Annotated in this window: 26 protein-coding genes; 17 read left to right on the top strand and 9 right to left on the bottom strand. The window is 68.4% G+C overall.

The genetic code is table 11. The annotated features are described in order from the left end of the window. Nucleotide 1: 1 nt before the first annotated feature. The 16 genes from ACO2Q3_RS24395 to ACO2Q3_RS24320 all read left to right on the top strand — a co-directional run bounded on the left by ACO2Q3_RS24395 (nt 2) and on the right by ACO2Q3_RS24320 (nt 15,508). A complete protein-coding gene (locus tag ACO2Q3_RS24395; RefSeq protein ID WP_423311458.1) occupies nt 2-820 on the top strand; it encodes a lytic transglycosylase domain-containing protein in 819 nt (272 codons plus the stop codon). A 234-nt stretch (nt 821-1,054) separates the two neighbouring features. Continuing rightward, nucleotides 1,055-2,785, top strand: a complete 1,731-nt coding sequence (locus tag ACO2Q3_RS24390) for a relaxase/mobilization nuclease domain-containing protein (protein ID WP_423311456.1) — start codon at nt 1,055-1,057, stop codon at nt 2,783-2,785. A 14-nt stretch (nt 2,786-2,799) separates the two neighbouring features. Beyond that, the gene (locus ACO2Q3_RS24385) at nt 2,800-4,770 is read left to right on the top strand and encodes a conjugal transfer protein TraG (protein ID WP_423311454.1); all 1,971 of its coding nucleotides are present in this window, start codon (nt 2,800-2,802) and stop codon (nt 4,768-4,770) included. Nucleotides 4,771-4,778: 8 nt separating this feature from the next. Then, nucleotides 4,779-5,216: a ribbon-helix-helix protein, CopG family gene (locus ACO2Q3_RS24380; protein WP_423311452.1), complete on the top strand. Its 438-nt coding sequence runs from the start codon at nt 4,779-4,781 to the stop codon at nt 5,214-5,216. 122 nt (nt 5,217-5,338) lie between these two features. Beyond that, nucleotides 5,339-5,863, top strand: coding sequence for a DUF1993 domain-containing protein (locus ACO2Q3_RS24375; protein ID WP_423311450.1), 525 nt, complete (start codon nt 5,339-5,341; stop codon nt 5,861-5,863). A gap of 296 nt (nt 5,864-6,159) precedes the next feature. After that, nucleotides 6,160-7,083 carry a P-type conjugative transfer ATPase TrbB gene (gene trbB, locus ACO2Q3_RS24370; protein ID WP_423311622.1) on the top strand — a complete coding sequence of 308 codons (924 nt, stop codon included), beginning with the start codon at nt 6,160-6,162 and terminating at the stop codon, nt 7,081-7,083. Between the two features lie 18 nt (nt 7,084-7,101). Next, nucleotides 7,102-7,422, top strand: a complete 321-nt coding sequence (locus ACO2Q3_RS24365; protein WP_423311448.1) for a TrbC/VirB2 family protein — start codon at nt 7,102-7,104, stop codon at nt 7,420-7,422. After that, nucleotides 7,422-7,691, top strand: coding sequence for a VirB3 family type IV secretion system protein (locus tag ACO2Q3_RS24360; protein WP_423311446.1), 270 nt, complete (start codon nt 7,422-7,424; stop codon nt 7,689-7,691). Before ACO2Q3_RS24365 ends, ACO2Q3_RS24360 begins: the two co-directional genes overlap by 1 nt. A gap of 7 nt (nt 7,692-7,698) precedes the next feature. Next, a complete protein-coding gene (trbE, locus tag ACO2Q3_RS24355; RefSeq protein ID WP_423311444.1) occupies nt 7,699-10,149 on the top strand; it encodes a conjugal transfer protein TrbE in 2,451 nt (816 codons plus the stop codon). 3 nt (nt 10,150-10,152) lie between these two features. Continuing rightward, nucleotides 10,153-10,902 carry a P-type conjugative transfer protein TrbJ gene (gene trbJ, locus ACO2Q3_RS24350; protein WP_423311442.1) on the top strand — a complete coding sequence of 250 codons (750 nt, stop codon included), beginning with the start codon at nt 10,153-10,155 and terminating at the stop codon, nt 10,900-10,902. Then, a complete protein-coding gene (gene trbK-alt / locus ACO2Q3_RS24345) occupies nt 10,899-11,165 on the top strand; it encodes a putative entry exclusion protein TrbK-alt (RefSeq protein ID WP_423311440.1) in 267 nt (88 codons plus the stop codon). Before trbJ ends, trbK-alt begins: the two co-directional genes overlap by 4 nt. Then, on the top strand, nt 11,162-12,409 hold the full coding sequence (gene trbL, locus ACO2Q3_RS24340) for a P-type conjugative transfer protein TrbL (RefSeq protein ID WP_423311438.1): 1,248 nt from the start codon (nt 11,162-11,164) through the stop codon (nt 12,407-12,409). The genes trbK-alt and trbL overlap by 4 nt, the downstream gene beginning before the upstream one ends. A gap of 2 nt (nt 12,410-12,411) precedes the next feature. Beyond that, nucleotides 12,412-13,098: a conjugal transfer protein TrbF gene (trbF, locus tag ACO2Q3_RS24335; RefSeq protein ID WP_423311436.1), complete on the top strand. Its 687-nt coding sequence runs from the start codon at nt 12,412-12,414 to the stop codon at nt 13,096-13,098. Beyond that, on the top strand, nt 13,098-14,072 hold the full coding sequence (trbG, locus tag ACO2Q3_RS24330) for a P-type conjugative transfer protein TrbG (RefSeq protein ID WP_423311434.1): 975 nt from the start codon (nt 13,098-13,100) through the stop codon (nt 14,070-14,072). The genes trbF and trbG overlap by 1 nt, the downstream gene beginning before the upstream one ends. Nucleotides 14,073-14,077: 5 nt before the next feature. After that, the gene (locus ACO2Q3_RS24325; protein WP_423311620.1) at nt 14,078-15,262 is read left to right on the top strand and encodes a TrbI/VirB10 family protein; all 1,185 of its coding nucleotides are present in this window, start codon (nt 14,078-14,080) and stop codon (nt 15,260-15,262) included. 3 nt (nt 15,263-15,265) lie between these two features. Then, a complete protein-coding gene (locus ACO2Q3_RS24320) occupies nt 15,266-15,508 on the top strand; it encodes a DUF2274 domain-containing protein (RefSeq protein ID WP_423311432.1) in 243 nt (80 codons plus the stop codon). Here the strand turns inward: ACO2Q3_RS24320 and ACO2Q3_RS24315 are convergent. From ACO2Q3_RS24315 to ACO2Q3_RS24305, 3 genes are all read right to left on the bottom strand, one after another. After that, nucleotides 15,456-16,334, bottom strand: coding sequence for a LysR family transcriptional regulator (locus ACO2Q3_RS24315; protein ID WP_423311430.1), 879 nt, complete (start codon nt 16,332-16,334; stop codon nt 15,456-15,458). The genes ACO2Q3_RS24320 and ACO2Q3_RS24315 overlap by 53 nt on opposite strands. Before the next feature lie 249 nt (nt 16,335-16,583). Then, nucleotides 16,584-17,078 (bottom strand): winged helix-turn-helix transcriptional regulator, encoded by a 495-nt coding sequence (locus ACO2Q3_RS24310; protein WP_423311428.1) that lies wholly within the window; start codon nt 17,076-17,078, stop codon nt 16,584-16,586. A 35-nt stretch (nt 17,079-17,113) separates the two neighbouring features. Then, on the bottom strand, nt 17,114-18,487 hold the full coding sequence (locus ACO2Q3_RS24305; RefSeq protein WP_423311426.1) for an SCP2 sterol-binding domain-containing protein: 1,374 nt from the start codon (nt 18,485-18,487) through the stop codon (nt 17,114-17,116). A 239-nt stretch (nt 18,488-18,726) separates the two neighbouring features. Between ACO2Q3_RS24305 and ACO2Q3_RS24300 the strand changes: the two genes are divergently transcribed. Further along, complete coding sequence (locus ACO2Q3_RS24300; RefSeq protein ID WP_423311424.1) at nt 18,727-21,039, top strand: molybdopterin-dependent oxidoreductase; 2,313 nt, start codon at nt 18,727-18,729, stop codon at nt 21,037-21,039. Between the two features lie 277 nt (nt 21,040-21,316). Here ACO2Q3_RS24300 and ACO2Q3_RS24295 read toward each other — a convergent pair whose 3' ends face one another. The 6 genes from ACO2Q3_RS24295 to ACO2Q3_RS24270 form a co-directional block, all read right to left on the bottom strand. Beyond that, nucleotides 21,317-22,195 (bottom strand): enoyl-CoA hydratase-related protein, encoded by an 879-nt coding sequence (locus ACO2Q3_RS24295; protein ID WP_423311422.1) that lies wholly within the window; start codon nt 22,193-22,195, stop codon nt 21,317-21,319. 309 nt (nt 22,196-22,504) lie between these two features. Then, nucleotides 22,505-22,849 carry a putative quinol monooxygenase gene (locus ACO2Q3_RS24290; protein WP_423311420.1) on the bottom strand — a complete coding sequence of 115 codons (345 nt, stop codon included), beginning with the start codon at nt 22,847-22,849 and terminating at the stop codon, nt 22,505-22,507. Nucleotides 22,850-22,877: 28 nt separating this feature from the next. Then, the gene (locus tag ACO2Q3_RS24285; protein WP_423311418.1) at nt 22,878-23,885 is read right to left on the bottom strand and encodes an AraC family transcriptional regulator ligand-binding domain-containing protein; all 1,008 of its coding nucleotides are present in this window, start codon (nt 23,883-23,885) and stop codon (nt 22,878-22,880) included. Between the two features lie 105 nt (nt 23,886-23,990). Beyond that, entirely contained in the window at nt 23,991-24,311 is a 321-nt protein-coding gene (locus ACO2Q3_RS24280; protein ID WP_423311416.1) for a 2Fe-2S iron-sulfur cluster-binding protein, read from the bottom strand. A 40-nt stretch (nt 24,312-24,351) separates the two neighbouring features. Further along, entirely contained in the window at nt 24,352-25,605 is a 1,254-nt protein-coding gene (locus ACO2Q3_RS24275; RefSeq protein ID WP_423311414.1) for a cytochrome P450, read from the bottom strand. Nucleotides 25,606-25,734: 129 nt separating this feature from the next. Then, nucleotides 25,735-26,319 (bottom strand): TetR/AcrR family transcriptional regulator, encoded by a 585-nt coding sequence (locus tag ACO2Q3_RS24270; protein WP_423311412.1) that lies wholly within the window; start codon nt 26,317-26,319, stop codon nt 25,735-25,737. Nucleotides 26,320-26,370 lie beyond the last annotated feature (51 nt).

The raw sequence follows: 26,370 nt of genomic DNA, 5'->3' as shown, positions 1-26,370 counted from the left end.
GATGCCAGCCCCTACCATCTTCCGCGCCATTTCCCTGTTCGGTTGGAAGCACGGTCATTTCCCCGTCCCGGCCAACTTCCCGCCCGCCGCGGCGCGGAGCGGCGGTCCAGGGCGGTGCGAAGCGCCGGCGCAGACGCGCCTTGCCCTGGACGGCCGCGAGCGCCACGGCAGCCTGCGGGTTGCACGGACGGGTGCTCGCCTGCTGCTCGCCGCCGGCGTCCTCGCGACCGCCACTGTGTCGACACCGGGCGACCTCGCAGCCGAGCCGGCGCCAGCGGTTGGCCAGGTCCTGACCGTTGGGCGCGCTGAAATCACCGGCCCGATCGACGCGGCCATCGCAGAGGCCTCGCGGAGGTTCGGCGTTCCGCCCACCTGGATCCGGGCGGTGATGCGCGCGGAGAGTGGCTTCGATCCGCGCGCCATCTCCCGCGCCGGGGCGATGGGGCTCATGCAACTGATGCCCCCGACCTGGGCCGAATGGCGGTTGCGGCTCGGCCTCGGCGGAGACCCCTTCGACATCCGCGACAACATTCTCGCCGGCGCTGGCTATCTGCGCGCGTTGATCGACCAGTTCGGCGTCCCAGGGTTCATCGCCGCCTACAATGCGGGGCCGGGACGATACGCTGAGCACCTCGCGACGGGTCGGCCATTGCCAGCGGAGACGCGGACCTACCTGGCCAACGTGGCTCCGCGACTGAGCGGTGGCGCGCCGTCATTCGACACGCCGTCGGCTCTGCCCGACTGGCGCCGATCGGGTCTCTTCGTCCGAGGGCCGAGCCCGCTTCTCACGCCGTCCTCGGCGGTTGGGGTGCAGCCGTGATCCGCACCGGGCACCAACTCAGGTTCATCGCGACGGTCGAAGTGGCAGGGCTGGAAGGACGGAACCCTAAACTCTCCAGACGATGGCAAGATAAAAGTCGCGGGCCGGATCGGCGGCAACCTGTTGTGGGTGTTGGAGTTTTTCCCGGCCCTACGGTGCGCGGCGGTCCCGTCCGCGGGACATTTCCCAATCCTTTCAAGGGGTTTTCCAGGACCATTCGCCGTGGAGCGCGCCATGCGCCGTGACGAGGACTTTCGGATTCGGCCTGGCCGCATACGCCATGGCGGCGGGCGCGCGAGCGCCCGCGCCAGGAGCTTTGTCGGCCAGGTGCTGCGGGCGGCGAACCGGGCTGGCGGCCAGGCCCACGGACGCAAGCCATCGGCCGGGTCGCGCTTCGGACGCGGCCGCGGCGCGGCGATCGCCTCGGTGCTGCGCAATCCTAACCGGCGCGTGGCGCTGAAGGCCCGGGTGGTGCGCCACCGCGGCAATCACTATCGCGCCGCTCCCCTGGACCTCCACCTGCGCTACCTGAAGCGCGAGGGCGTCGACCGGGAGGGCCGGGACGCCCGGATGTTCGACGCCGGTTCAGACGCCGCCGACGACCGCGCCTTTGCTTCCCGCTGCGAGGACGACCGGCATCACTTCCGCTTCATGGTATCGCCTGAGGACGCCGGCGAACTGGAGAGCTTGCGCGAGACCACGCGGGACCTGATGGCGCAGGCTGAGCGGGACCTCGGGACGCGGCTCGACTGGATCGCCGTCGACCACTGGAACACCGACAACCCGCACGTCCATGTGCTCGTGCGTGGCGTGACGGACGACGGCACCGACCTGGTCATCAGCCGCGACTACATCAGCCACGGGCTGCGGGCCCGGGCCGAGGCGCTGGTTTCCCTGGAACTGGGGCCGCGATCGGAGCGCGAGGTCAACGCCGGGCTCGAACGGCAAGTCACTTCGGAGCGCTGGACCGGGCTCGATCAGGCGCTTCTTCGCCTAGCGGACCAAAACGATGGGCAGATCGACCTGCGGCCCGGCGCGCCAGACCCGGACAGCGACACCCGCCGGCTGTTGATCGGCCGCGCCCAGGTCCTGGAGCGGCTCGGCCTGGCCGAGCCCGAGGGACCGGCGGTCTGGCGGCTCAGGCCCGACCACGAGCGCACGCTCCGGGCCCTCGGCGAGCGCGGCGACATCATCAAGATCCTGCACCGGGCGATGGGCGAGCAGCGAGGCGCCGCCGAGCTGGCACCGCATGGCGAGCAGTCGGCCGACCCGATCCTGGGTCGCCTGGCGGGCCGGGGCTTGCACGACGAGGTCGGCGGCGAGGCCTTCGTCGTCATCGACAGCGCCGACGGCCGCGCCCACCACGTGAGGGTTCCGAGTCTGGAAGCCACAGGAGATACGCCCGTTGGCGGTCTGGTCGAGTTCCGCCCGTCCGGCGAGCCCAAGGCGCAGGGCCTTCTCCTCCACCGCAGTGACCTCGGCCTGGCCCGTCAGGTGAAGGCGGACGGCGCGACCTGGCTCGACCGGCAACTGGTCGCGCGTGAGCCCGCGCCGCTGGCGCACACGGGCTTCGGGGCCGAGGTGCGCGCGGCGCTCCAGGCACGCGCCGAGCATCTGGGGGGCGAGGGGCTCGCCCGGCCCACCGGCTCGGGGTGGGTCTTCGCCAAGGACCTCATCCAGACGCTCAGGACGCGCGAGCTTGCCACCGTCGCGGCCAGGCTCTCCGCCGAGTCGGGGCTGGCCTGGAAACCCACGGCGGAGGGCGACCCGATCACCGGGCAGTATCGCCAGCGCCTCAACCTCGCATCCGGCCGGTTCGCAATGATCGACGATGGCCTCGGCTTCCAGCTGGTCCCCTGGTCGCGCCAGCTCGAACGCCACCTGGGCGACACCGTCTCCGGCACGCTGACCCCCGGCGGTGGCGTGGAATGGACCCTCGGCCGCAAACGCGGCCTCTCCCTCTGATCCGGAGCGCCCTCATGTCCGCCACCAGAATCCTCTGGGGCCAAGTTCTCGTCGTCGGCCTGATCGCCCTAGGCTTCGTTTGGGCCGCCACGGAGTGGACGGCCTGGCGCCTGGCCTTCCAGTCGGAACTCGGCGCGCCCTGGCTCACGGTTCTCGGCTGGCCGGTCTATCCGCCCCCGGCCTTCTTCTGGTGGTGGTTCGCCTTCGACGCCTATGCGCCCCGGATTTTCCTGGAAGGCGCGGTCATCGCGGCGTCCGGCGGAATCGTCTGCATCGTCGTGGCCATCGCCATGAGCGTCTGGCGGGCGCGGGAGGCGAAGGACGTCACGACCTATGGCTCGGCGCGCTGGGCGAACCGCATGGAAGTCGCGCGGGCCGGCCTGCTCGGGCCGGATGGCGTGGTGCTCGGTCGCCTGGCCGGCGACTACCTGCGCCACGACGGGCCAGAGCACGTGCTCTGCTTCGCGCCCACCCGCAGCGGCAAGGGCGTGGGCCTGGTCGTGCCGACCCTGCTGGCCTGGGCGGGCTCGGCCATCGTCCACGATATCAAGGGCGAGAACTGGACGCTGACCGCCGGCTGGCGGGCGCGGTTCGGCCGGGTGCTGAAATTCGATCCGACCGATGCGGCGAGCGCCGCCTACAACCCTCTGCTCGAAGTCCGCCGCGGCGACGCCGAGGTCCGCGACGTGCAGAATATCGCCGACATCCTGGTCGACCCAGAAGGCGCGCTCGAGCGACGCAATCACTGGGAGAAGACCAGCCACTCGCTGCTCGTCGGGACCATCCTGCACGTCCTCTACGCCGAGCCGGACAAGACCCTCGCCGGCGTGGCGGCCTTCCTCTCTGATCCGCGCCGGCCGATCGAGGCGACCCTCCGCGCCATGATGGCGACGCGGCATCTGGGCGACCGCCCGCATCCGGTCGTGGCCTCGGCCGCCCGCGAGTTGCTCAACAAGAGCGACAACGAACGCTCCGGCGTCCTCTCGACCGCCATGTCGTTCCTGGGCCTCTACCGCGACCCGGTGGTGGCGAAGGTCACCGCCCACTGCGACTGGCGGATCGGCGACCTGGTGGCGGGCGCGGGGCCAGCCACCCTCTACCTCGTCGTCCCGCCCTCCGACATCAGCCGCACCAAGCCGCTGATCCGGCTAATCCTCAACCAGGTGGGCCGGCGGCTCACAGAGGACTTGGCCGCCAAGGACCGACGCCATCGACTGCTCTTGATGTTGGACGAGTTTCCCGCGCTGGGCCGGCTCGACTTCTTCGAAAGCGCGCTCGCCTTCATGGCTGGGTACGGCCTCAAGGCGTTCCTCATCGCTCAGAGTCTGAACCAGATCGAGAAGGCCTACGGGCCCAACAACGCGATCCTCGACAACTGCCACCTCCGCGTGGCCTTCGCGACCAACGACGAGCGCACCGCCAAGCGGGTGAGCGACAGCCTGGGTACCGCCACCGAGCTGCGAGCCATGAAGAACTACGCCGGCCATCGGCTCTCACCTTGGCTCGGCCACCTGATGGTCAGTCGGCAGGAGACGGCGCGGCCGCTGCTGACGCCAGGCGAGGTGATGCAACTGGCTGCCACGGACGAGCTGGTGCTGGTCTCCGGTTGCCCCCCGATCCGCGCGAGAAAAGTCCGCTACTTCGAGGACGGGCGGTTGAAGGGGCGCATCCTGGCGCCGCCTGCGCCGTCGGTGATCCCGGTTGCCTCGCCGCCGCCGTCCGGATGGGAGCGGTCTGTTCGCCCGGTTAAGGCGAGCTCAACGGCGGGTGCCGCGGACGATCAGGCGGAGGGCGGCCTGCGCCGCCAGCCCGAGCTGGAACCGCCCGACAGTGTCGAGCCATCGGAGGCCGCGTTCCTTGAAGAGCCGCCCCTTGTCGAGGAGGACGCCGACCCTGAAACGGCGGCTGCTGCGCGGCTGCGCAGCCGCATACGCCAGACGGCCCGACAAGCCTCACTCGATCCTGACGACGGTATTCCGCTCTGAGCTGCGCCATGAAGATCGAAACCAAAGTCTACCTCCCGGCCGACCTGGCACGCGCACTCGACGAGATGGCGATCCGGACTCGCCGCCCAAAGTCGGAAGTGGTCCGCGCTGCGGTCGCTTCGTTCCTGTCGCCCGACGGCTCAGAGCGGATGGAGGCCGCGGTGACTCGCCGTCTTGACCGCATGAGCCGCCAAATCGAGCGATTGGAGCGTGACGTCACGATCGGAAATGAAGCGGTGGCGCTGCTGGTGAAGGCTTGGCTCACGGCAACCCCGCCGCTGCCCGAGGCGGCTCAAGCCGCCGCCCAGACGAAGGGCAGGGAGCGCTACGAGGGATTCATAGATGCGCTGGCTCGGCGGCTCGCGGCGGGCCGGACGCTCGCGCGCGAAGCGGCAGAAGACCACCCCGGGGGTGACCCAGAGCCCGTTGTTGAACCGAGGACCTGACCCCGCCGCCGCACCGGGCCGCGGCCGGCCGGGCGGTTCTTTTCCGATCTTTTCCTGATGGCGCTGGTAGCGGCCCGTCGGCGCACGCTCTAGCTTGGCGCCGCAATCTCACAGGAACCCTGATGACCTTCTCGCTGCACGCCGCGACGATCCCGCCCTACCTCCAGATCCTGGGCTCGGTCGCCCGCCTCGTGGACAAGGCCGAGGCCTGGTGCGCCGAGACGGGGACGCCGGCGGAGGAGGTCATCACCGCCCGCCTGATCGCCGACATGCTGCCGTTCACCTACCAGGTGAAGTCGACCGCCGAACACTCCATCGGCGCGATCCTGGCCGTCCGCGAGGGCTTCGCGACGCCCAGCCTCGCCATGCCGCCGGGGACCTTCACCGAATTGCGCGACAAGGTCGCCGCCGCGCAGCGGGACCTCGCCGCCCTCGATCCAACCGAGGTCGACGGCTTCGTGGGCAAGCCTGTCCGCTTCGAGTTCAAGGAGATGAGGCGCGACTTCACTGCCGAGAGCTTCCTGACCGGCTATGCCCTGCCGAACTTCTACTTCCACGCGGTGACCGCCTACGACCTGCTGCGCGCCCGCGGCGTCCACCTGGGCAAGCGCGACTTCCTCGGCGCGCTGCCCGCAACGGCGGCCTAGGGCTGGCGTAGGCTCCCGCACTGGAACGGGGGAAGGCGGCGGTGATTTGGCGTAGCTTACCCGTTCCTGGGCTCGAACGCAGATCGACGATCTTTGGGGGCAGCCTTAGCCGGCGAGCCCCCCGCCGTTCGAGAAGACTCCGCCTGATCCCTGCCTTCGCTCGCTACTGCACTACCCCGACAACACGGTTGTTGATCCCGCACTGATCGGGCTCTTTCTCCTTGTCTCCGCACAGCCGGAGACACCCCGTGAGCGTCCTTCCCCTCCCGACTGAAACCGCCAGCCGTGGCGCGCGCATGCTGCGCACGGCGCTGGGCGCGGATGTTGCGGCCTGGCTGGAAGAGGCCGCCGTCGTCGAGGTCATGCTCAACCCGGACGGCCGGTTGTGGGTCGATCGTCTGACCGATGGGCTGGCCGACACCGGGCGGCGGATGAGCCCTGCGGACGGCGAGCGGATCGTCCGACTGGTCGCCCACCATGTCGGCGCCGAGGTGCATCCGCTTAGCCCGCGGGTGTCGGCCGAGCTGCCTGGAACCGGCGAGCGCTTCGAAGGCCTGCTGCCGCCGATCGTCGGCGCGCCAGCGTTCGCCATCCGCAAGCCGGCCGTCGCGGTCTTCAGCCTGGCGGACTACGCGGCTGCGGGGACCATGACCTTGGACGAGGCGTCGTTTCTCGGCGACGCGGTGGCCGAGCGACGCAACATCCTGGTGGCGGGGGGCACCTCGACCGGCAAGACCACCCTGGTCAACGCGCTGCTGTCCGAGGTCGCTCGTAGCAGCGACCGGATCGTCCTGATCGAAGATACCCGCGAGCTGCAATGCGCTGCGCCCAATCTGGTGGCGCTGCGCACGAAGGACGGGGTCGCGACCCTGTCCGACCTCGTGCGCTCCGCCTTGCGGCTGCGCCCGGACCGGATCCCGATTGGGGAGGTCAGAGGGCCTGAAGCCCTCGATCTCCTGAAGGCCTGGGGTACGGGCCATCCGGGCGGGATCGGCACGCTCCATGCCGGCTCGGCCCTTGGCGCGCTGCGCCGGCTCGAACAGCTCGTCCAGGAAGCCGTCGTCACGGTCCCGCGGGCGCTGATCGCCGAGACCATCGATCTGATCGCCGTCCTTTCTGGCCGGGGCGCCGAGCGGCGCTTGGCCGAGCTCGCGCTCGTCGAGGGCCTCACGCGATCAGGCGACTACCGCCTGCGACCCGCAATCCCCATCCACCCCTGACCTCCCCGGAGACCCTCCATGTCCTTGCGTTCCACTGCGTCGCGCATCGCCCTGACCGCCGCGGCGCTCAGCATCCTGGCCGCTGCGCCCGCCTACGCCGCCGGCTCGTCCATGCCATGGGAGGCGCCGCTGCAGCAGATCCTCAACTCAATCGAGGGTCCGGTCAGCAAGATCATCGCGGTGATCATCATCATCGTCACGGGCCTGACCCTGGCCTTCGGCGACACCTCCGGCGGCTTCCGCCGGCTGATCCAGATCGTCTTCGGCCTCTCCATCGCCTTCGCGGCCTCGAGCTTCTTCCTGTCCTTCTTCTCGTTCGGCGGCGGGGCGCTCGTCTGATGGCCCCCACACACGACATTCCCGGCTTCACGGCGCCCGTCCACCGGGCGCTGACCGAGCCGATCCTGATGGCCGGCGCGCCGCGGTCGGTCGCCATCCTCAACGGCACCTTGGCCGCCGCGGTGGGCCTGGGCCTGCGGCTCTGGCTCGTGGGCCTCGGCGTCTGGCTGGTCGGCCATGCCGCCGCGGTCTGGGCCGCCCGCCGCGATCCGCACTTTGTCGAAGTCGCCCGCCGCCACGTGCGGCTGCCCTCACACCTCTCGCTCTGAGTCCGCCATGCTCGATCTGCGCGAATACCGACGCAAAGCCGCCGTCCTCGCCGACTTCCTGCCCTGGGCGGCGCTGGTCGCCGAGGGCGTCATCCTCAACAAGGACGGCAGCTTCCAGCGCACGGCCCGCTTCCGCGGCCCTGACCTGGACTCCGCGACCGCCAGTGAACTGGTGGCCGCGGCGGCGCGGCTCAACAACGCCTTTCGCCGCCTGGGCTCGGGCTGGTCGGTGTTCGTCGAGGCGCAGCGCACGGCCGCCGAGACCTATCCGCAGGGCCGCTTTCCCGATCCGGCATCGCAGCTGGTCGACGAGGAGCGCCGGGCGCAATTCGAGGAGGCCGGCGCCCATCTCGAGAGCCGCTACTTCCTGACCTTCCTGTTCCTCCCGCCGGCCGAGCGCACGGCCACCGCCGAGCGCTGGCTCTACGACGGCGCAGAGGGGCGGCAGGTCGACTGGCGCGAGGTGCTGCGCGGCTTCATCGACCGCACCGACCGCGTGTTCGCCCTCGTCGAAGGCTTCGCGGCGGAGGTGGCCTGGCTCTCCGACGGCGAGACCTTGAGCTACCTGCACGCCACCGTCTCGACCCATCGCCAGCAGGTGCGCGTCCCTGAGACGCCGATGCAACTCGACGTGCTGTTGGCCGACCAGCCGCTCGCCGGCGGCCTGGAGCCCCGGCTCGGGGACTCTCACCTACGGGTGCTGACCATCAGCGGGTTTCCGACCGAGACCTGGCCTGGCCTGCTCGACGAGCTGAACCGCCTGGCCTTTCCCTATCGGTGGACGACGCGAGCAATCTGCCTCGACAAGACCGACGCGGCCCGCCTGGTCGGTCGGATCCGCCGGCAATGGTTCGCCAAGCGCAAGTCGATCGCCGCGATCCTCAAGGAGGTGCTGACCAACGAGGCGTCGGCGCTCCTCGACACCGACGCCGAGAACAAGGCGCTCGACGCCGACGCCGCCCTGCAGGACCTCGGCGCCGACCTGGTCGGGCATGCCTATGTGACGGCGACCGTGGTGGTCTGGGACGGTGTCGCGGCGACCGCCGACGCCAAGCTGCGCCTGGTGGAGAAGGTGATCCAGGGGCGCGACTTCACCTGCATGGTGGAGACGGTGAACGCGGTCGACGCCTGGCTTGGGTCACTGCCCGGTCACGCCTACGCCAATGTCCGCCAGCCGCCGATCTCCACGCTCAACCTCGCCCACATGATGCCGCTGTCGGCGGTCTGGGCGGGACCGGAGCGCAATGAGCACCTGGACGGGCCGCCTCTGCTCCATGGGCGGACGGAGGGCTCGACGCCATTCCGACTGTCGACGCATGTCGGCGACGTCGGCCATACCCTGGTGGTCGGCCCGACCGGCGCCGGCAAGAGCGTGCTGCTGGCGCTGGTCGCGCTCCAGTTTCGCCGTTACCCGGCGGCTCAGGTGTTTGCGTTCGACTTCGGCGGCTCGATCCGCGCTGCGGCCCTGGCTATGGGCGGCGACTTCCACGACCTCGGCGGCGCGCTGTCGGACGTCGGGGAAACGGGCGTCGCGCTCCAGCCGCTGGCGGCCATCGACGACCCGGCCGAGCGCGGCTGGGCGGCCGAGTGGCTGGCCGCCGTGCTGGCCCGCGAAGGCGTGGCGGTCACGCCGGAGGTGAAGGACCATCTCTGGTCCGCCCTCGGGAGCCTGGCCTCGGCGCCGGCGTCCGAGCGGACCCTCACTGGCCTGTCAGTGCTGCTGCAGTCTGTGGCGCTGAAGCGCGCCCTGCAGCCCTACACGGTCGCGGGCCCGTGGGGCCGGCTGCTTGACGCCGAGACCGAGCGGGTCGGGGACGCCGACGTCCAGGCTTTCGAGACCGAGGGCCTGATCGGCTCCGCCGCGGCTCCGGCGGTACTGGCCTACCTCTTCCACCGCATCGAAGGACGCCTGACCGGTCGCCCCAGCCTGGTCATCGTCGACGAGGGCTGGCTGGCGCTGGACGACGCCACCTTCGGCGCGCAGCTCCGCGAGTGGCTGAAGACGCTGCGCAAGAAGAACGCCTCGGTGATCTTCGCCACCCAGTCCCTGGCCGACATCGAGGCCAGCGCCATCGCGCCGGCCATCATCGAGAGCTGCCCGACCCGGCTCTTCCTGCCGAACGAGCGGGCGCTGGAGCCGCAGATCGCCGCCATTTACCGGCGCTTCGGCCTGAATGATCGGCAGATCGAGATCCTCAGCCGGGCCACGCCCAAGCGCGACTACTACTGCCAGTCCCGCCGCGGCAATCGCCTCTTCGAACTGGGCCTCGGCCCCGTGGCGCTGGCGCTCTGCGCCGCCTCGGCGAAGACCGACCAGGCCGCCATCGCCGACACCCTCGCCGAGCACGGCGCCGCAGGCTTCGCGGCCGCCTGGCTGCGCCGCCGCGGCCTGCCCTGGGCCGCCGACCTCCTGCCCGCGCCTTCCGTCCCCGTCGTCCGAACTGTCCCTGGAGCTTGAGCCATGACCCATCGTCCCTTTCGCCGCGCCCTGCTGGCCGGCGTCGCCGTCCTCTCCCTGGCCCTTGCGGCGCCACCGGCGATGGCGCTCGGCGGGATCGTCTACGACCCCACCAACTACGCCCAGAACCTGCTCCAGGCGGCCCGCGCCCTGGAGCAGATCCAGAACCAGATCCGCTCGCTGCAGAACGAAGCGACGATGCTGCTCAACGAAGCGAAGAACCTCCAGCAGCTGCCCTTCTCGGCCCTGACCGCCCTGCAGCAGGACATGAGCAAGATCACCGGGCTGCTGGGCCAGGCGAGCCGCGTCGCCTACGACGTCCAGGCGATCAAGCGCGAGTTCCAGCAGAACTACCCGGCCACCTTCAGCGCCAGCGCCACCGACCAGTCCATGACCGCCTCGGCCCAGGCCCGCTGGCTCAATTCGCTCGAAGCCTTCCAGCACGTACTGGACATCCAGGCCGGCGTGGTCGGGACCCTCTCTTCTACCCAAGGCCAGGCGGGCGCCCTGGTCGGCCAGAGCCAGGGCGCGGCCGGGGCGCTGCAGGCCACCCAGGCCGGCAACCAGCTGCTGGCGTTGCAGTCCAAGCAGTTGGCCGATCTGACCGCCCTGACGGCGGCGCAAGGGCGGGCCGATGCGCTGGAGCAAGCTCGCCAGGCGGAGACCGCCGCGGAGGCCAGGGAGCGGCTGCGCCGCTTTCTGGGGACCGGCCAAACCTACCAGCCGCAACCCGTCCAGATGTTCTACCCGTGAGCCGGCTCGACCCCTCCAAGCTAGCGCGCGTCGGGGCCATCGGCCTGGCGGTGGTGGGCGTCTTGGCGACGGCCCTGGCCGTCAGCCGGCAGGCGCCCCACGCCCAGCCCGCATCGGCCGCGGCGGCTTCGACGTCGCTGTCGGCGGAACTGGACCGCTGCCGGGCCCTCGGCGCGGCGGCGCAGGACGACGGCGCGTGCCGGAACGCGTGGCGCGAGAGCCGCGAGCGCTTCCTGGGGGTCAGGTCGGAGGCGCGGCAATGAACGACACCGGCGTCGTCGATCAGTTCCTTGCGGTCTTTACCCGCTACATCGACTCCGGCTTCGGCCTGATCGGCGGCGACGTCGTGGCGCTCGCCCAGGTCCTGGTCGCCATCGACGTGATCCTGGCCGCGCTCTTCTGGGCCTGGGCCCCGGGCGAGGACATCCTGGCCAGGCTGGTCAAAAAGACCCTCTACGTCGGGTTCTTCGCCTTCCTGATCGGCAACTTCAATCGCCTGGCGAAGATCGTCTACCTGAGCTTCTCGGGCCTGGGCCTGAAGGCGGCCGGCGCCGGCATGTCGCCGAGCGACTTCCTGCATCCCGGCAAGATCGCCCAGGCCGGCATCGACGCCGGCAAGCCGATGCTGGATGCCGCAGGCCAGCTCGCCGGCTTCCCGGGGTTCTTCGAGAACTTCATCCAGATCGCCGTGCTGCTGCTGGCCTTCGTGATCGTGCTGATCGCCTTTTTCGTCCTGGCGGTGCAGCTCTTCGTCACCCTGATCGAGTTCAAGCTGACCACCCTGGCCGGGTTCGTCCTCGTCCCGTTCGGCCTCTTCGGCCGGACCGCCTTCCTGGCCGAGCGTGTGCTCGGCAATGTGGTGGCCTCGGGCGTGAAGGTGCTGGTGCTGGCTATTACCGTCGGCATCGGCTCGACCCTGTTCAGCCAGTTCGTGCAGGCCTTCTCCGGTACCCAGCCCAGCCTCGAGCAGGTGCTGGCCACGGCCCTGGCCGCCATCTGCCTCCTCGGACTCGGGATTTTCGGGCCCGGCATCGCGACGGGCCTGGTGTCCGGCGCGCCGCAGCTCGGCGCTGGGGCTGCGGTCGGGACGGCTCTGACCGTCGGCGGCCTGGGTATGGCTGGCGTCATGGGTGTCCGCGCCGCTGTCGGCGCCGCCGGGTCCGTCCGGGCGGCCGCGGCCGGCGCCTCGGCCATGCGTCCCGGGCCGACCGGGTCGGGAGCTGGAGGTTCGCGCCCGCCACCACCGCCGGGCCCCACCGGCGGTTTGGGCGGCGGCCCGGCGAGCGGTGCGCCGCCGGCTGGAAATGCGCCGCGCCCGCAGGGCGGCGGGACCCCTTCGCCGCCCGCCGGCCCGCCGGAACCGGCGTCGCGTGTTGAGGCGCCCGCCTGGGCCCGCCGACTCGAAACCCTTCGCGCCATGACCCACGGGGTCGGGACCGCCGCCCATGCGGTGCGCTCCGGCGACCAAGCCGGCGGCTCGGCCTCCGTCTCCCTGTCCGAGGAATGACCATGACCCTCTTCAAGAGATCCGACGTCCGCTACGGGCGCACGCCCGAACCCGAAACGCCCTACCAGCGGGCGGGCCAGGCCTGGGACGAGCGCATCGGCTCGGCCCGCGTCCAGGCGCGGAACTGGCGGCTGATGGCGTTCGGCTGCCTGGCGCTGGCCACCGCCACGACCGGCGGGCTCCTCTGGCAGGCGGCCCGGGGCACGGTCACGCCGTGGGTCGTGCAAGTCGACCGGCTGGGGCAGGCCCAGGCGGTGGAGCCGGCCAGCTACGGCTACCGGCCGGCCGATCCGCAGATCGCCTGGCATCTGGCCCAGTTCATCCAGGACGTCCGCGGGATCCCGGCCGACCCGGTGGTGCTGCGGCAGGACTGGCTGCGGGCCTACGACTACACGACCGACAAGGGCGCCCAGGCGCTCAACGACTATGCCCGCGCCGCCGACCCGTTCGGGAAGATCGGCCGTATCCAGGTTGCGGTCGACGTCTCCAGCGTGATTCGCGCCTCGCCCACCAGCTTCCGGGTGGCCTGGACCGAGCGCCGCTACGAGGACGGCAATCTGGCTGCGACCGAGCACTGGACCGCCATCCTCACCATCGTCCTGCAACCCCCTCACGACGCCGACGGCCTGCGGAAGAACCCGCTCGGCATCTTCGTCCACGCCCTCGACTGGTCAAAGGAGCTCAGCTGATGCGCCCGTCCTCCCTCCTTCTGCTGTCCGTGGCGCTGCCGGGCCTCTCGGCCTGCGCGATGCTGCATCCGCGACCCGCGCTCGCGGCGGAGACGCCTGCCGTGCTGCAACCCGAGCCGCCCCGGCCGCTGCTGATCGTGCCGGTCCCCAGGCCGTTGCCGCTGCCCGGCCAGTTGAAGCCCTTGCCACCGGCCCCGACGCTGCCGGCCGATCCGCGGCTCCCCGCCGCGCGGGTGGCTGCGGCCAATGCGGCGGCACGGGTGGAGCCCAGCCAATCGGGCTACATCAACGCGGTGCAGGTTTATCCGTGGACCGAGGGCGCCCTCTACCAGGTCTACGCCTCGCCCGGCCGCGTCACCGACATCGCCCTGCAGCCCGGCGAGCATCTGGCCGGCTCCGGTCCGGTCGCTGCGGGCGACACGGTGCGCTGGATCATCGGCGACACCGAGAGCGGGGAGGGCGGGGGCCGCCAGGTCCATATCCTGGTCAAGCCCACCGACGCCAAGCTCGTCACAAACCTGGTCATCAACACCGACCGGCGGACCTATCACCTGGAGCTGCGCGCGACGCCGGAGACCTACATGGCGTCGGTCTCCTGGCGCTATCCGCAAGACGAACTGATCGCGCTGGCCTCGGCGGTCCAGGCGCGCACCGACGCCGCGCCGGTCCTCCAGGGGGTCGATCTCGACAAGCTCGACTTCGGCTACCGGATCGAGGGCAAAGCGCGGTGGCGGCCGGTGCGCGTGTTCGACGACGGGCGGCAGGTCTTCATCGAGTTCCCGCCGCAGGTCGGCCAAGACGAGATGCCGCCCCTGTTCATCCTCGGCGGCAAGGGCGGCGAGGCTGACCTCGTCAACTACAGGGTCCACGGCCGGCGGATGATCGTCGACCGGCTGTTTGCCGCCGCCGAGCTTCGGCTGGGCGGCAAAGGCGACGAGCAACGCGTGCGGATCATCCGCAGCATGAGGCCGTGACCGCCATGACCCCGGATCAGGATTCCGAGAAGGCTATTGCGGCCGAGCTGCGTCTGCGCGGCGACCCGCCCCGTGTCACCCGCCTGTCCCGCAGGGCCCTGATGGTCCTGGGCACCGGCGCGGTGGCGGCGGTTGCCGGCGCGATCACCTTTGCGATGCGAGATCATCCCGAGAGGGGACCGAGGGCCGAGCTTTTCGGCACCAACGCCAAGCCGCCGGCCGATGCCCTCGCGGCCCTGCCAAAGGACTATGCCCGACTGCCGAAGGATACGCCCCGGCTCGGCCCGCCACTGCCGGGCGACCTCGGGCGGCCCATCCTGGCGGCACAAGGTGCCGGTCCCGGAGGTCCTCCGGCCATGGCCGGTTCGGCGGCGGGCGCGCCGCCGTCGCCGGATCCGGCTAGCCAGCAGCGCGACCAGGAACGACAGGCTGCGCGCACCAGCCGGCTGTTTGCGGCCAGTGATCCCGGCGGTGGGTCTCAGGGAGAAGGCGCCGCTAGCCCGGCGCTCGCTCTCCCGCCGCCCGGACCGACGAGCGCCCCGGCCGCGCCGGATCGCAAACAGGCCTTCCTGGCGGCGCCGGCCGATCTCCAGACAGCCAGTTCCCACCGGCTCGATGCGCCGGTCTCGCCCTACGTCCTGCAGGCGGGCGCAGTCATCCCCGCGGCCCTGATGACCGGCATCCGCTCGGACCTGCCGGGTCAGGTCACCGCCCAGGTGACCGAGAACGTCTACGACAGTCCGACCGGTCGGATCCTGCTCATTCCGCAGGGCGCGAAATTGGTCGGGCTCTACGACAGCCAGGTCGAGTTCGGACAGAGCCGCCTGCTGCTGGCCTGGACGCGCCTCATCCTTCCGGACGGCCGGTCGATCGTGCTGGACCGCCAGCCAGCGGGCAACGCCCAGGGCTTCGCCGGCCTACAAGATCAAGTCGACCGGCACTGGAAGCAGTTGGCCTCCGCCGCGGTGCTCTCCACCCTCTTGGGCGTGGGCGCGGAACTGGGTGCCGGCAGCGACGACAGCGATGTCGTTCGGGCGCTCCGGCAAGGCGCGGCCAACTCGGTCAATCAGGTGGGCCAGCAGGTGGTCGGCAAGAGCCTCGACATCCAACCGACGCTCACCGTCCGTCCGGGCTTTCCGGTGCGCGTGATCATCACGCGCGACCTGGTGCTCGAACCCTCTCGGAACTGACCCATGCCCAAGTTGAAGCTCTCGGCGGTCCTGGACGACAAACCGGTCCGGATTGCGATCGACTTACCCGCCGACGTCCATCGCATGCTCGTGGCCTATGCCGAGGCGATGGCGCGCGAAACCGGTCAGCCGGTCGAACCGAACCGTCTGGTGGCGCCCATGCTGGCGCGGTTCATGGCGACCGACCGTGCTTTCACGAAGGGGCGAAGGGCTCCGTCTTCCGGCCCCTCATCCACTCGCGCGTGACAGCCAAAAGACGACGAAGCGCCGGGTTGTCACGATCGCGGCGATGGATGACGTGCACGGCGACGTCCGCTTCGGGCTCCGCAATGCGGACGAAGCGGACGCCCTCTCGCCTAAGTCTGGCAAAGCTTTCCGGCATGATTGCCGCGCCGTGTCCCGTGGCCACAAGCGCCATGAGGCTTTCTCGCGAGCAGTCATGAATCTGCACCTGAGGCGCGGTCACGCCGGCCGCGGCCAGCACCGGAAACAACAAATCAAGCTCCGCTTCGGGCCGCGCCAGCAATACCTGCCTTGAGAGGTCGCTCCAGCGCGCCAACCGGGGCTCCGACGGCCCACTTGGCAGCGCGAGATAGAGCGACTCCGACCATAGTCGCTCGACAATCAGGGCGGGGTCGGGCGAGCGCCAACTGGCGATCCACGCGCAATCGAGTTCATGGGAAAGCACCTGCCGGACCAGATCCGCCGCTCCGGTCTCTGTCAGATGGATCTTGAGGCGCGTGTGCTGTCGCCGAAGGAGGTCCAGGATATCCTTTGCGGGTGAAGCAGCGAACGATCCGACAAAGCCGATCCGCAAGCGGCCTTCTATGGCCAATCCGAATTCCTGGGCTTCTCCCATCGTCGTCAGGGCGAGGCCGCGCAACTGCAGCAGCCGCATGATGAAATGCTGGCCGCCATCGGTCGCGCGAACGCCACTTCCACGCCGCTCGAAAATCGAATGACCGACCTGGTCTTCAAGGTGTCGAATTTGGCGGCTGACGGTCGACTGCGTGAGCCCCAGTCTTCTCGCCGCAGCGCTGAAGCTACCTGCCTCTGCCACCACAAGAGCCACCTCAGCCGCGGCTGACAAGAGAACGCCCGTCCGAAATGCGGAGCCGGGCGATGCAACTGATCGCGTCTCCGAAATCCTGTTGTGGCGATGCCGGCTCACGAGGATCTACGCGCGCGGGTTCAGTTGCTTCAAGACCGGCGGAGATCCCACCAGCTCAGTTCGGTTTTGTACGGCCGGCACGCCGCCGTTCGCGATTGCTGAATGCCGTCTCCTTGCGGACGGCGATGTCGCCTTTCCGCACACAAGCGTTCACGAGGAAGACTTGGCGGCGGCCAACATCTCGTGTCGTTGGCGGGCCATGCGTTCCGATGGCTCGCTCACGAGGTCATTGACCGAAACCGGTTCGCCGCATTGGTCACAAATCATCTTCGGCCGCGTGATGGCGCCGCATGTGGCATGGCGGAGCGGATTCGGAGGGCCTTGGCCATCGTCGAGCCACTTGTCCCCCCAAGTCATCAAAGCGACCATCACAGGATGCAGTTCGCGGCCCATCTCCGTGAGACGGTACTCGTAACGCGTTGGCCGCTGCTGGTAGGCGATCTTGCGAAGGATACCCGCCTCGACCAGGCGTGAGAGCCGTGTGGCCACCACTTGGGGAGAGGCGCCGCTGAGCACCTGCATCTCGTCGAATCGGCGCGTCCCGAGGAACGCCTCGCGGATCAGCATCATCGTCCAACGATCGCCAAGAATGGCGAGCGATCGCGCCACGGAACACTGCAGGTCGGCGACCTCATCCCATCGCATCCGCTTCGCCTCCTGTCGCCTGCTTCATCGGCGCGTCACGCCGGCTCCGCGACCGATCCATCCTGCGCCACACGCCCATAGCGCGGGTAGCATTCCACGAGACGGGTCACCAGTTCCGCGTCACCCTCCACCTCCAGCCGGCCATCGGCCATCGCGTCCGGCACGGAGAGCTTGCGTGAAAGGAGCTCAACCCAGGTGGGACCGGAGACACGCAGCACCACGTCGGCGACGCCCTTGAGACCGAAGTCCAAGTCGACGGCCAAACGGCGGACGCTGACCGTGCCGGAGATCGCACGCGGCCCCGTGAAGTGCATGTGGAAGGTGGCGTCGAGGCCCTTGGACCGCCGGCGCTGAAAACTCAGGCGCATGCCAAAGAGCAAACTTGGGCCCGTCGGCTCCACGTTCATCCAGGAGACGGTTTTCACCTTCTTGTTTGGGAACTTCTTGGCGACGATGTCCTGCGCATCGGACCCGTCCAGGACGTAGATCGTCTCCGACTTGTCCTGCAGCGGCTTGACGAACCGGTCCACGAAGGCGGCTCGATCCTCGAGGAAGGGGCCGAGGACGTCCTCGCCCGCCGGGCAGACCGAGATGCAGAAGGCCGCCTTGTAGCTGGGCTTGAAACTGAGGCTTTGCCACATCGAGGCCGTCTCGTTCAGCGGGACGCGCTCGCGATACTCATCGGCCGACTTCGAGTCGGCGATCGTCTCCACCCAGTCGCCGAAACCGCCGAGAAACTCCCGGTAGTTGTGCGTGTAACAGGACAGCATGTTGAAGCTGCCGTCGACGCCGATCGCTTCGACGGGACAGGCAGCCACGCACAGCTTGCACTCCAGGCAGGGGTTGTAGTCCAGCACGCGCTTCTCGGCCCGGACCTCGTCCGCGAGCAGGATGGTGCCGAGCAGAACGAAGCTGCCGAACTTCGGGTGAATCACACAGCGGTGCAGCCCCATCTTGCCCAGCCCCGCCGCAACGGCGATCGGCTTATGCGACAAGGCCCAGTTCTTGCCGGGGAAGTTGTCCTGCTCCATCGGGAAGGCCGCGACGGCGTTCACAGCCCGGTGGCCGCGGTTCTGCAGTTCCCGCACGAATGTCCGCGCTGTCTCGTTCACGCTGTCGTAAGTCTCGTGGAACTCCTGGTTCGCAATCGAGCGAACAGTGGCGCGAACCGGCTCACGGTTCATTTGGCAGACGAAGCTCACGACCGTACGAGCCTCGGGGAAGATGCGCTCGATTTCGTTCCTCTGAGCGGCGATGGCGGGGTCGTCCGCTGAAAGCAGCGCGACGTCATCGGCCCCACAATCGCGGCACAGCTGCAGCACCTCTGCTTCGGTCAGCGGCGCGTTCGCGCGAGGCGCCGCCCCAGCGCTGCGATGACGCTGCACTGATGGATGGTCGCTCAGGCTCATGGGAGATCTCTGGCTGAATTTCCTCAGGCAGATCTATAACTATGAAATAGGAAGTTGTCACTATGATTTGGGAAGTGATAGACTGCGCGCTTCGTTGGTCCGCTCGGGCGCGCCCCCTCAAAATCCGGGGCCGTCGTCCGGCAAGGCGCTCGGCGCTAGTCGTCGCGCGGCGCTTCGGCCGCCTTGCGTGAGGGCCGTATCGCCAGTGAGCGGCGCGGCGATGGACCTGGAGGATGGCGATGAGCGCTGCCGAGACCCGCAAGACCGCCTGCATCCTGTGCTATGTGAACTGCGGCCTCGAGGTTGAGATCCAGGATCGGCAGATCGCCAAGGTCCGCGGTGACCGCGACAATCCGAGGTCCCGCGGCTATCTCTGCCAGAAGGCGGGGCGTGTCCCCTTCTACAACAACAATACGGCGCATCGGCTGACGACGCCGCTGCGCCGAACGCCAGCTGGCGGCTTCGAACCGATCGACTGGGACACCGCGGTCCGCGAGATAGCAGAGAAGCTCAACGCCATCCGCGCCGAGCACGGCGGCTATGCCTTCGGCTTCTACGGCGGCGGCGGGCAGGGCAACACCCTGGGCGGCCCCTACGGCCTGGCGCTCTCCAAGGCGATGGGCTCCTCGATCTTCTACAACGCCCTGTCCCAAGAGAAGACCGGCGACTACTGGGTCAATGGGGAGGTGTTCGGAGCCCAGAACTGCCATACCGCGGAGGATGTCGATCACACGGACCTCCTGGTGGTGCTGGGCAGCAACCCCTGGATGGCCAACGGCTTCACTCGAGCCCGCGAGGCGATCGCCGAAATCCGCAAAGATCCCGCCCGCAAGCTCATGGTCATCGATCCGCGGCGCACGGAGGTGGCCGAGCACGCCGACCTTCACCTACGGCTCCGCCCGGGGACTGACGCATTCCTCCTGGGCGCCATCCTCGCCCTGATTGTCCGCCGCAGCGGCGAAGATCGCGCCTTCATCGCCGAGCATACTGTCGGGTTCGACGATGTGCGCCATGCGCTGCTGAGGATCCCGGTGGACGATTGGATCCGGGCCACCGATGTGCCGCGCGCCGACGTTGAAGCGGCAGTGGACTTGATCCTCGCTGCACCCTCCATGACCGTTAGGGTGGACGTGGGCCTGCAGCAGGCGCGCAACTCGACGCTTAACTCCTATCTCGAAAAGCTGCTGTTCCTGGTGACCGGGAACTTCGCCAAGCGCGGCGCCAACGGGCTCCATGCCTGGCTTGCGCCGCTCATGGGCCACTCTCGGCCGGACGATGTCGCGCCGGTGACTGGGCAGTTGAAGATCGCCGGACTCTTGCCACCCAACACGCTGCCCGCGCAGATCCTCACGGACCATCCCGAGCGGCTGCGGGCGTTCTTCGTGGACTCCGCCAATCCAGCCAATAGCGCCACCAACACTGCCCTGATCGAGCAGGCGTTCCGCTCGCTCGACCTGATGGTGGTGATCGACGTGGCCATGACCGAGACTGCCCGGCAGGCCGACTATGTGCTGCCTGCGGCCAACCAGTTCGAGAAGTGGGAGAACACCCTCTTCACCTACGAGTACCCGCGCAACTACTTCCATCTCCGGGCCCCGCTGTTCTCCCCCCTTGAGGGCACCCTCGTCGAGGGTGAAATCTACACGCGGATCCTACGCGCCATGGGCGACTTGCCGGACGACCAGACCCTCGCAGAACTCCGGACCTTGGCTGCGAGCGATCGCCAAGCCTTCGCGCAGGCGTTCCGCGCGTTGATCCGCGCCGACACGAAATATGCGGCGATTGCGGCGGTGATCCTCTACGAGACCCTGGGCCCGACGCTTCCGGACGGAGCTGCCGCGGCCGCAGCGTGGTGGCTTCCCACTCATCGCTTCGCAGCCGACTTCAGCGAGAGCGTCCGCCGCGCCGGCATCGAAGGCGAGGGCTTCGAACTCGGCGAGAACCTGTTCGCGGCCATACTGAGGGAACGATCGAGCGTCGCCTTCTGTGACCTAGGATACGAGGGCTCCTGGAGTCTCATGAAGCATCCGGACCGCCGCGTCCGCCTGGCTGTCCCCGAAATGCTCGACTGGTTGCGGCGACTCGATCCGGCCGACGTCGCGCCGGATCCGGACTATCCGCTGATGCTGATCGGAGGCCAGCGGCGCAACTACAACGCCAATCAGATCATCCGTGACCCGCGCTGGCGAAAGACCGACCCGCACGGCGCGCTGCACCTTCACCCGGACGATCTTGCCGCCGCAGGTGGCCAACCCGGCGAATGGATGGTGGTCGAGACCCGTATCGGGCGGATCGTGGTCAAGGCAGAGATCGACGACAAGCTCCGCCCGGGCCAGGCCTCGCTGCCCCATGGCTATGGCCAAATCTACGACACTCCCGACGGCCAGGTGACGGTGGGGCCACGGTTGAACATTCTCACCGATTGCAACGACTGCGATCCCATCGCCAAGACTCCGTACCACAAGAACGTGGCCATCCGTGTCACCCGGCCGACGGCCCGCGAAGTCGAGATGATGGAGGGTCAAGCGGCTAGGCTCGGCGACGTCGTTTGAGGTCATTGAATTTCTGGATGTTCAATATCATGCAGATGGCTGGCGGTCGACGGAGTCTGCGGACTATCCTCTATCGTGGGACGATACCGGCCGGGCTCCGGCGTTCCGTCGCCTTTCCCCCGGTCGCCCTTTGCGCCTAGCAGGGGACGGTCTGGAATACCTTCGCCGGCGGTTCCCACAGAACCGTCGGCATTTTTTCGGCCGGTGTGACCTCAGCTCACGGACCAATAACTAGAAATTGGAAGTCCCCGGCATGATGAGGAAGTCACTGGTTACCTCATGCCGAGATGTGGTCCAGTAGCCAGAAGCGCCCGCTCCCGACCGGCCCAGCGGCGCGCGTTCCTTCGAAATTTGGGGATCGTCGTTCCAGGAAGGCGCGGATCGCTTCGCGCGTCTCCGCCGAGCCGCCGTGCGCAATCATGCGCACCGCCTCACCGTCCAACGAGCCGAGGAAGTCGAGGCGTGTCGCGTCGTCCAGATTGGACTTGATGAGACCTATGGCTTGGCGTGGCCCGGCGGCCAGGCGTGCGGCGAGGGCGAAGGCGGCAGTCTGCAATTCGTCGTCCGGCAGGACTCGGTTCACGAGGCCTAGTTGGTGGCAGCGCTCAGCATCGAGATCTTCCGACAGCAGCATCAGTTCACGCGCCCGGGCTGGCCCCACCGCCCGTACCAGCAGCCAACTGATGCCGTAGTCTCCGGGCAGGCCAATGCGCACATAGGCCGTGCGCACGAAGGCGCTGGCGGCGGCGAGGCGCAGGTCGCAGGCGAGCGCGAGCGAGAGACCAGCGCCGGCGGCCGGCCCGGGTAGGGCGGCGATGCTCGGCTTTCGGGACTGAACCAAGGCGCCCGTCAACGCCCGCTGCCGCTGGACTAGATCCGATATTCGCGCCTGTTGCGAGGTGCGGGCTGGCGGTGTCGAGGACCCCATATCCTTAACATCACCGCCGGCGCAGAACGCCCCACCGGAACCAGTGATCAGAAGCGCGCCCACCTCAGGGTCGCTGTCGCACGCCGCGATGGCTGCGCGCAGTGCGGGCGTCAGCCGATCCGAGAGTGCGTTGCGGGCCTGCGGCCGGTTCAGCGTAAGGATCGCGACCCCGTCTCGCACCTGCGCGACCAGTTCCTCGGTGCCCGTGTCCAGATGGCGGTCGCTCATAAGGCGCTCCTGTCACCAAGCGGTCAGCTGTTGCCGGCAGCGGCGTATGCACAGGTCGACTGCATTCCCATGGCCGCCAGTCTGACCCCTTCATCTGTGGGATCGACGCCATCAGCATGTTGATTGACATCCTCATTGTCAATGCTTCGCGAAGCGCGCAGCGGCTGGGACGCAAACCGACGGTCCGACGCACGGATCGACGACGGAACCTGGACTGCGAAAGGGTTGGGCTACCTGGCGGCTCGCGCGCCCCGATGCTCGATGGCTTCCAAGGCAAGCCGCCGATCATGCTCAGGACATCGAGCAGCTTTAGGTCACATCGACCGGATGCCCAACGATCGCGAGGCGTTCGGCAAGCGCGCCGACACGGGAGAGGTAGTCCTGGAAGTAGGGCGCGGCACGATGCGCGTCGACCGCCGCGGCGTCGCGGTAAAGTTCGTCCAAGACGAACCGGTTCGGGTCATCGCGGTCGCGCCATATGTCCCAACGCACGTTGCCAGGCTCGGCGCGGCTGGCGCGGCCGAGATCCCGAAGCAGGGCCTCCAATTGCGCGGCCTTCGCGGGCTTTGCCGTAAGGATGGCGATAATCTTGGCCTGCGTGGTCATCCGTCGATGGTCCTCTGGCGCGATGCGCGATTTGGTTTCGTTGCTCACCAGGGTTCAGACGGAGGCGCGCAGCGGTCTATCGACTGACTTGCGATGCGCGGCCGAACCATCGGCGGCAGGCCCTGCTGAAGCTGGATGGATCGGTGTAGCCCAGCTCTTCCGCGATGCGGGCGTGAGACAGGCTGTCCTCCTGCAGGAGCCGTTCGGCGCGCCCCCGCAGTTCTCGGTCTAGGAGTTCGCGATATCCCGTGCCGGCTTCGGACAAGCGACGAACCAAGGTCCGTCGCGACACGCCGGTCAGTCGGGCGACTTCATCCGCGGCGAGGCGGCCTGCCGGCTGCGACTTCAAGATTCGCTCGACCCGGCCCAACAAATCCACCGGAACGGCTATCCGCGCCTTGGCTTCCTGCAGTTCGCGGACGGCGACGGCGTAGAGCGCAGCATCGGCGAAGGGGGAAGGAAGCTTGAGCCAGGCGGCGGGAAACCGGATCGCGTTGCCGCGCGCACGGTAGACCACACCGTCGCCAAGGACGGCGCGAACCTCGCGCGCATGGTCCGGCTCTGCGCACGCGAAGAAGAACCTGGCCTGCGTCGGGGGGGCCGCTAGGACGGCTCCGATCCCCGCCCGTATCCCGATGAAGGCGATCTCCATCATTGAGCGCCAGAGGCGCTCCTCGATGTCGACGGTCAGATCAAAGTCGAGCTGGCACCAATTTGCGCCGCGCCGGAGCGAGGTTCTGTGGAACGGCGCGCGGACGAAACCGAAGCGGGCGATCAGGTCCATCATGGTCGCCAGGTCGGGAGCCGCGAGGCCCGCAACGCCCAACGGGCCATGCGAGGTGGTGCTATTCCAAAGGGCCGGCGCGCGCAGCGCCCAACCCTCGCCGAACAGCCCGATGAGGTTCTCAATCTGCACGATCTGGTGGCGAAGACTGATCTCGGCCGAGGGATCGAGCAGCATCTCCTCGCTGACACCTGTTCCGGCGAGGATCGCCTCGCGGCGTGCCGGCGTGTCGCCGAAGCCGCGCAGGATGAGCCTGAAGTAGGCTAAGGGCATCGGCAGCTGTTCGAGGAACTCGGCCATCGCGCCAAGATGCCATGAAGGGACGAGATCTCGCCATCGCCTCGGTCTAACCGGCGGAGCCGACGGCTCTGTACGCTGGAACTCCTGAGCCAGGGGGCGGCCGCCTCAGTGCTGCGCGGCGGGCAGGCGGACCACCAATCCGTCGAGGGCGTCGCTGACCTGAATCTGACAAGCCAAGCGTGACGTTTCCTGCACGCCGTCCGCGAAATCGAGCATCGAGGCCTCCATCTCGTTACGCGGCCCGACCAAGGGCCCCCACGCGGGGTCCACGAAGATGTGGCAGGTGGCGCACGCGCAGGCTCCGCCGCAGTCTGCGTCGATGCCGGGCACGTTGTGGGCCACGGCCCCCTGCATGAGGCTGACGCCGGACTGCAAGGTCACGCGGTGCTCAGCGCCGCTATCTTCAATGTAGGTGATGACGGGCAAGCCGGTTCTCCGAGGGCGTAACGATAGTGGGCGGAACGGGTCAGGCGGGGATGCGGACCGGCAGGTTCACGTAGCCTTTCACGAACGAGCTTGGCACTCGCTCCGGCTCCCCGACGACTTCCACGAAGGGGAAGCGCTTGAAGAGCTCTTCCCAGACGATCTTCAACTGCAGCTCGGCCAGGCGATTGCCGACACAGCGGTGGATGCCATAGCCGAACGACATGTGCTGACGAGGCCGCTCGCGATCGATGATGAAGGCGTTCGGGTTCTCGATCACCTCGTCATCGCGGTTCCCCGAGACGTACCACATGACCACCTTGTCGCCCTTGCGGATGAGCTTGCCCCGGAACTCGACGTCTTCGAGCGCGGTGCGGCGCATGTGGGCGAGCGGGGTCTGCCAGCGGATCGCCTCGGAGACCATGGAGGGGATGAGAGCCGGGTTGTCGCGCAGCTTCTGATACTGGTCGGGGTTCTTGTTCAGAGCATAAAGCGAGCCTGAGATGCTGTTACGCGTGGTGTCATTGCCGCCGACGATTAGCAGGATCAGGTTCCCCAGGAATTCGCTGGGCGTCATGTTCCGGGTCGCGTCGTTGTGCGCCAGCATGGAGATCAGATCACCGGCCGGGGGCGCGTTCACGCGCTGGTTCCAGAGCTCTGTGAACGCCGCCAGGCATTCGCCGCCCTGAGCGAACTTTTCCTCATAGGTCTCGACCAAGCGGCCGGGGCCCGGCACTGTCGTGGCGACGTCGGACCAATAGGTCAGCTTGCGGCGCTGTTCGAAGGGGAAATCGAACAAGGTGGCGAGCATCTGGGTGGTGAGCTCGATCGACACGCGGTCAACCCAGTCGAACGTCTCGCCGCGCGGCAGCTCGTCGAGGATCCGCCCGGCCCGTTCCCGGATCAGCGGCTCCATCCGCTGCAGGTTCAACGGCGACACCGCCGGACTGACCGCCTTGCGCTGCGCGTCATGGTCGGGCGGGTCCATGGCGATAAAGTTGCGGAAGCTCAGCTCGGGCGTTTGGTCGTCGATGAGGATGCCCCCGAGCGCCGCCTCTGACGAGAACACCTGGTGATTGGTGTCGACGGCCATGATGTCGTTGTACTTGGTGATGGACCAGTAGGGCCCGAACTGGCTTTCGCGGCAGTAGTGCACCGGCGCCTCGCGCCGCAGCCGCTCGAAATAGGGCCAGTGGCTGTCGGTGCGCCAAAGCTCCAGTTGGCTTACGTCAATCTCCTCCAAGGGGATGGATTGCGCGCGCTCCGCAGCGGACTGCATGATCGAACCATCGGCCATAGTCTAACCTCCCCATCCGTCTTTGGATGGCCTCTTCGGAAGGGTCAGACTAGGCGGCGAGGGCTCGGCCGGGGATGACCCGGCGCGCCTTCATATTGGCATTTTGCGCCACGTTCGCTGCGAGTCGGACTACTCCTCGACGGCAGTCGCCGCTCGCGCCACGGCGCGTGCAGCGTCCGCGCCAGCGGCGAGAATGCGGTCTGAGAACGCCTTCGACGGCACCGCGCGCGCCAACTGCAGCGCCCCGATCAAGGCGGCATAGATCCCGAGCGCGACCGCCGACGGGTCGCGTGTCCGCGGCGGAAGTGTGTCAGCAAACTCCCTCACGAGCGATGCGAGCCGATCGGCGAAGAGGTCTCGCGTCTCGGAAGGCTGCCGAGCGACTTCCGGCAGCAAGGCCGCCGCCGCACACCCCGTTTCCGGGTGATCGCGGTGGTCCGCCGACAGGTAGATGGAGAGCACAGCCTCCAAGCCGCCGACGGCCACCGCCCGACGCATCTGCTCTGTCTGGTCATCCAATGCGGTCGCCAGGCTCTCACGGATCAAATCGGTCTTGGATTTGAAGTGCGGGTAGAACGCGCCGTTGGTGAGCCCGGCTTCTTCCATGATCGCGGCCAGGCCGGAGGCGGCGATGCCTTGCCGGCGGAATTGTGCGGCCGCCACCTCCGTGATCCGTCGGCGCGATACGTCCTTGCGACCTTTTTCGTAGCGCATGGCCCCTCGATAAGGCTTGACCTATTGGCGTATGAACATAATTTCATAGTA

Origin of the sequence: Caulobacter sp. KR2-114 (genome assembly GCF_049446115.1) — a bacterium.
Classification (GTDB): domain Bacteria; phylum Pseudomonadota; class Alphaproteobacteria; order Caulobacterales; family Caulobacteraceae; genus Acaudatibacter.
Note: the sequence above shows the minus strand (reverse complement) of the source record. Positions and strands in the feature narration are given on the sequence as shown.

Bases quoted from the DNA above. Each gene is read 5' to 3' on its own strand.
- ACO2Q3_RS24395 (WP_423311458.1), top strand. From the start codon at position 2: ATGCCAGCCCCTACCATCTTCCGCGCCATTTCCCTGTTCGGTTGGAAG.
- ACO2Q3_RS24390 (WP_423311456.1), top strand. From the start codon at position 1,055: ATGCGCCGTGACGAGGACTTTCGGATTCGGCCTGGCCGCATACGCCAT.
- ACO2Q3_RS24385 (WP_423311454.1), top strand. From the start codon at position 2,800: ATGTCCGCCACCAGAATCCTCTGGGGCCAAGTTCTCGTCGTCGGCCTG.
- ACO2Q3_RS24380 (WP_423311452.1), top strand. From the start codon at position 4,779: ATGAAGATCGAAACCAAAGTCTACCTCCCGGCCGACCTGGCACGCGCA.
- ACO2Q3_RS24375 (WP_423311450.1), top strand. From the start codon at position 5,339: ATGACCTTCTCGCTGCACGCCGCGACGATCCCGCCCTACCTCCAGATC.
- trbB (WP_423311622.1), top strand. From the start codon at position 6,160: ATGCTGCGCACGGCGCTGGGCGCGGATGTTGCGGCCTGGCTGGAAGAG.
- ACO2Q3_RS24365 (WP_423311448.1), top strand. From the start codon at position 7,102: ATGTCCTTGCGTTCCACTGCGTCGCGCATCGCCCTGACCGCCGCGGCG.
- ACO2Q3_RS24360 (WP_423311446.1), top strand. From the start codon at position 7,422: ATGGCCCCCACACACGACATTCCCGGCTTCACGGCGCCCGTCCACCGG.
- trbE (WP_423311444.1), top strand. From the start codon at position 7,699: ATGCTCGATCTGCGCGAATACCGACGCAAAGCCGCCGTCCTCGCCGAC.
- trbJ (WP_423311442.1), top strand. From the start codon at position 10,153: ATGACCCATCGTCCCTTTCGCCGCGCCCTGCTGGCCGGCGTCGCCGTC.
- trbL (WP_423311438.1), top strand. From the start codon at position 11,162: ATGAACGACACCGGCGTCGTCGATCAGTTCCTTGCGGTCTTTACCCGC.
- trbF (WP_423311436.1), top strand. From the start codon at position 12,412: ATGACCCTCTTCAAGAGATCCGACGTCCGCTACGGGCGCACGCCCGAA.
- trbG (WP_423311434.1), top strand. From the start codon at position 13,098: ATGCGCCCGTCCTCCCTCCTTCTGCTGTCCGTGGCGCTGCCGGGCCTC.
- ACO2Q3_RS24325 (WP_423311620.1), top strand. From the start codon at position 14,078: ATGACCCCGGATCAGGATTCCGAGAAGGCTATTGCGGCCGAGCTGCGT.
- ACO2Q3_RS24320 (WP_423311432.1), top strand. From the start codon at position 15,266: ATGCCCAAGTTGAAGCTCTCGGCGGTCCTGGACGACAAACCGGTCCGG.
- ACO2Q3_RS24310 (WP_423311428.1), bottom strand. From the start codon at position 17,078: ATGCGATGGGATGAGGTCGCCGACCTGCAGTGTTCCGTGGCGCGATCG.
- ACO2Q3_RS24305 (WP_423311426.1), bottom strand. From the start codon at position 18,487: ATGAGCCTGAGCGACCATCCATCAGTGCAGCGTCATCGCAGCGCTGGG.
- ACO2Q3_RS24300 (WP_423311424.1), top strand. From the start codon at position 18,727: ATGAGCGCTGCCGAGACCCGCAAGACCGCCTGCATCCTGTGCTATGTG.
- ACO2Q3_RS24295 (WP_423311422.1), bottom strand. From the start codon at position 22,195: ATGAGCGACCGCCATCTGGACACGGGCACCGAGGAACTGGTCGCGCAG.
- ACO2Q3_RS24285 (WP_423311418.1), bottom strand. From the start codon at position 23,885: ATGGCCGAGTTCCTCGAACAGCTGCCGATGCCCTTAGCCTACTTCAGG.
- ACO2Q3_RS24275 (WP_423311414.1), bottom strand. From the start codon at position 25,605: ATGGCCGATGGTTCGATCATGCAGTCCGCTGCGGAGCGCGCGCAATCC.
- ACO2Q3_RS24270 (WP_423311412.1), bottom strand. From the start codon at position 26,319: ATGCGCTACGAAAAAGGTCGCAAGGACGTATCGCGCCGACGGATCACG.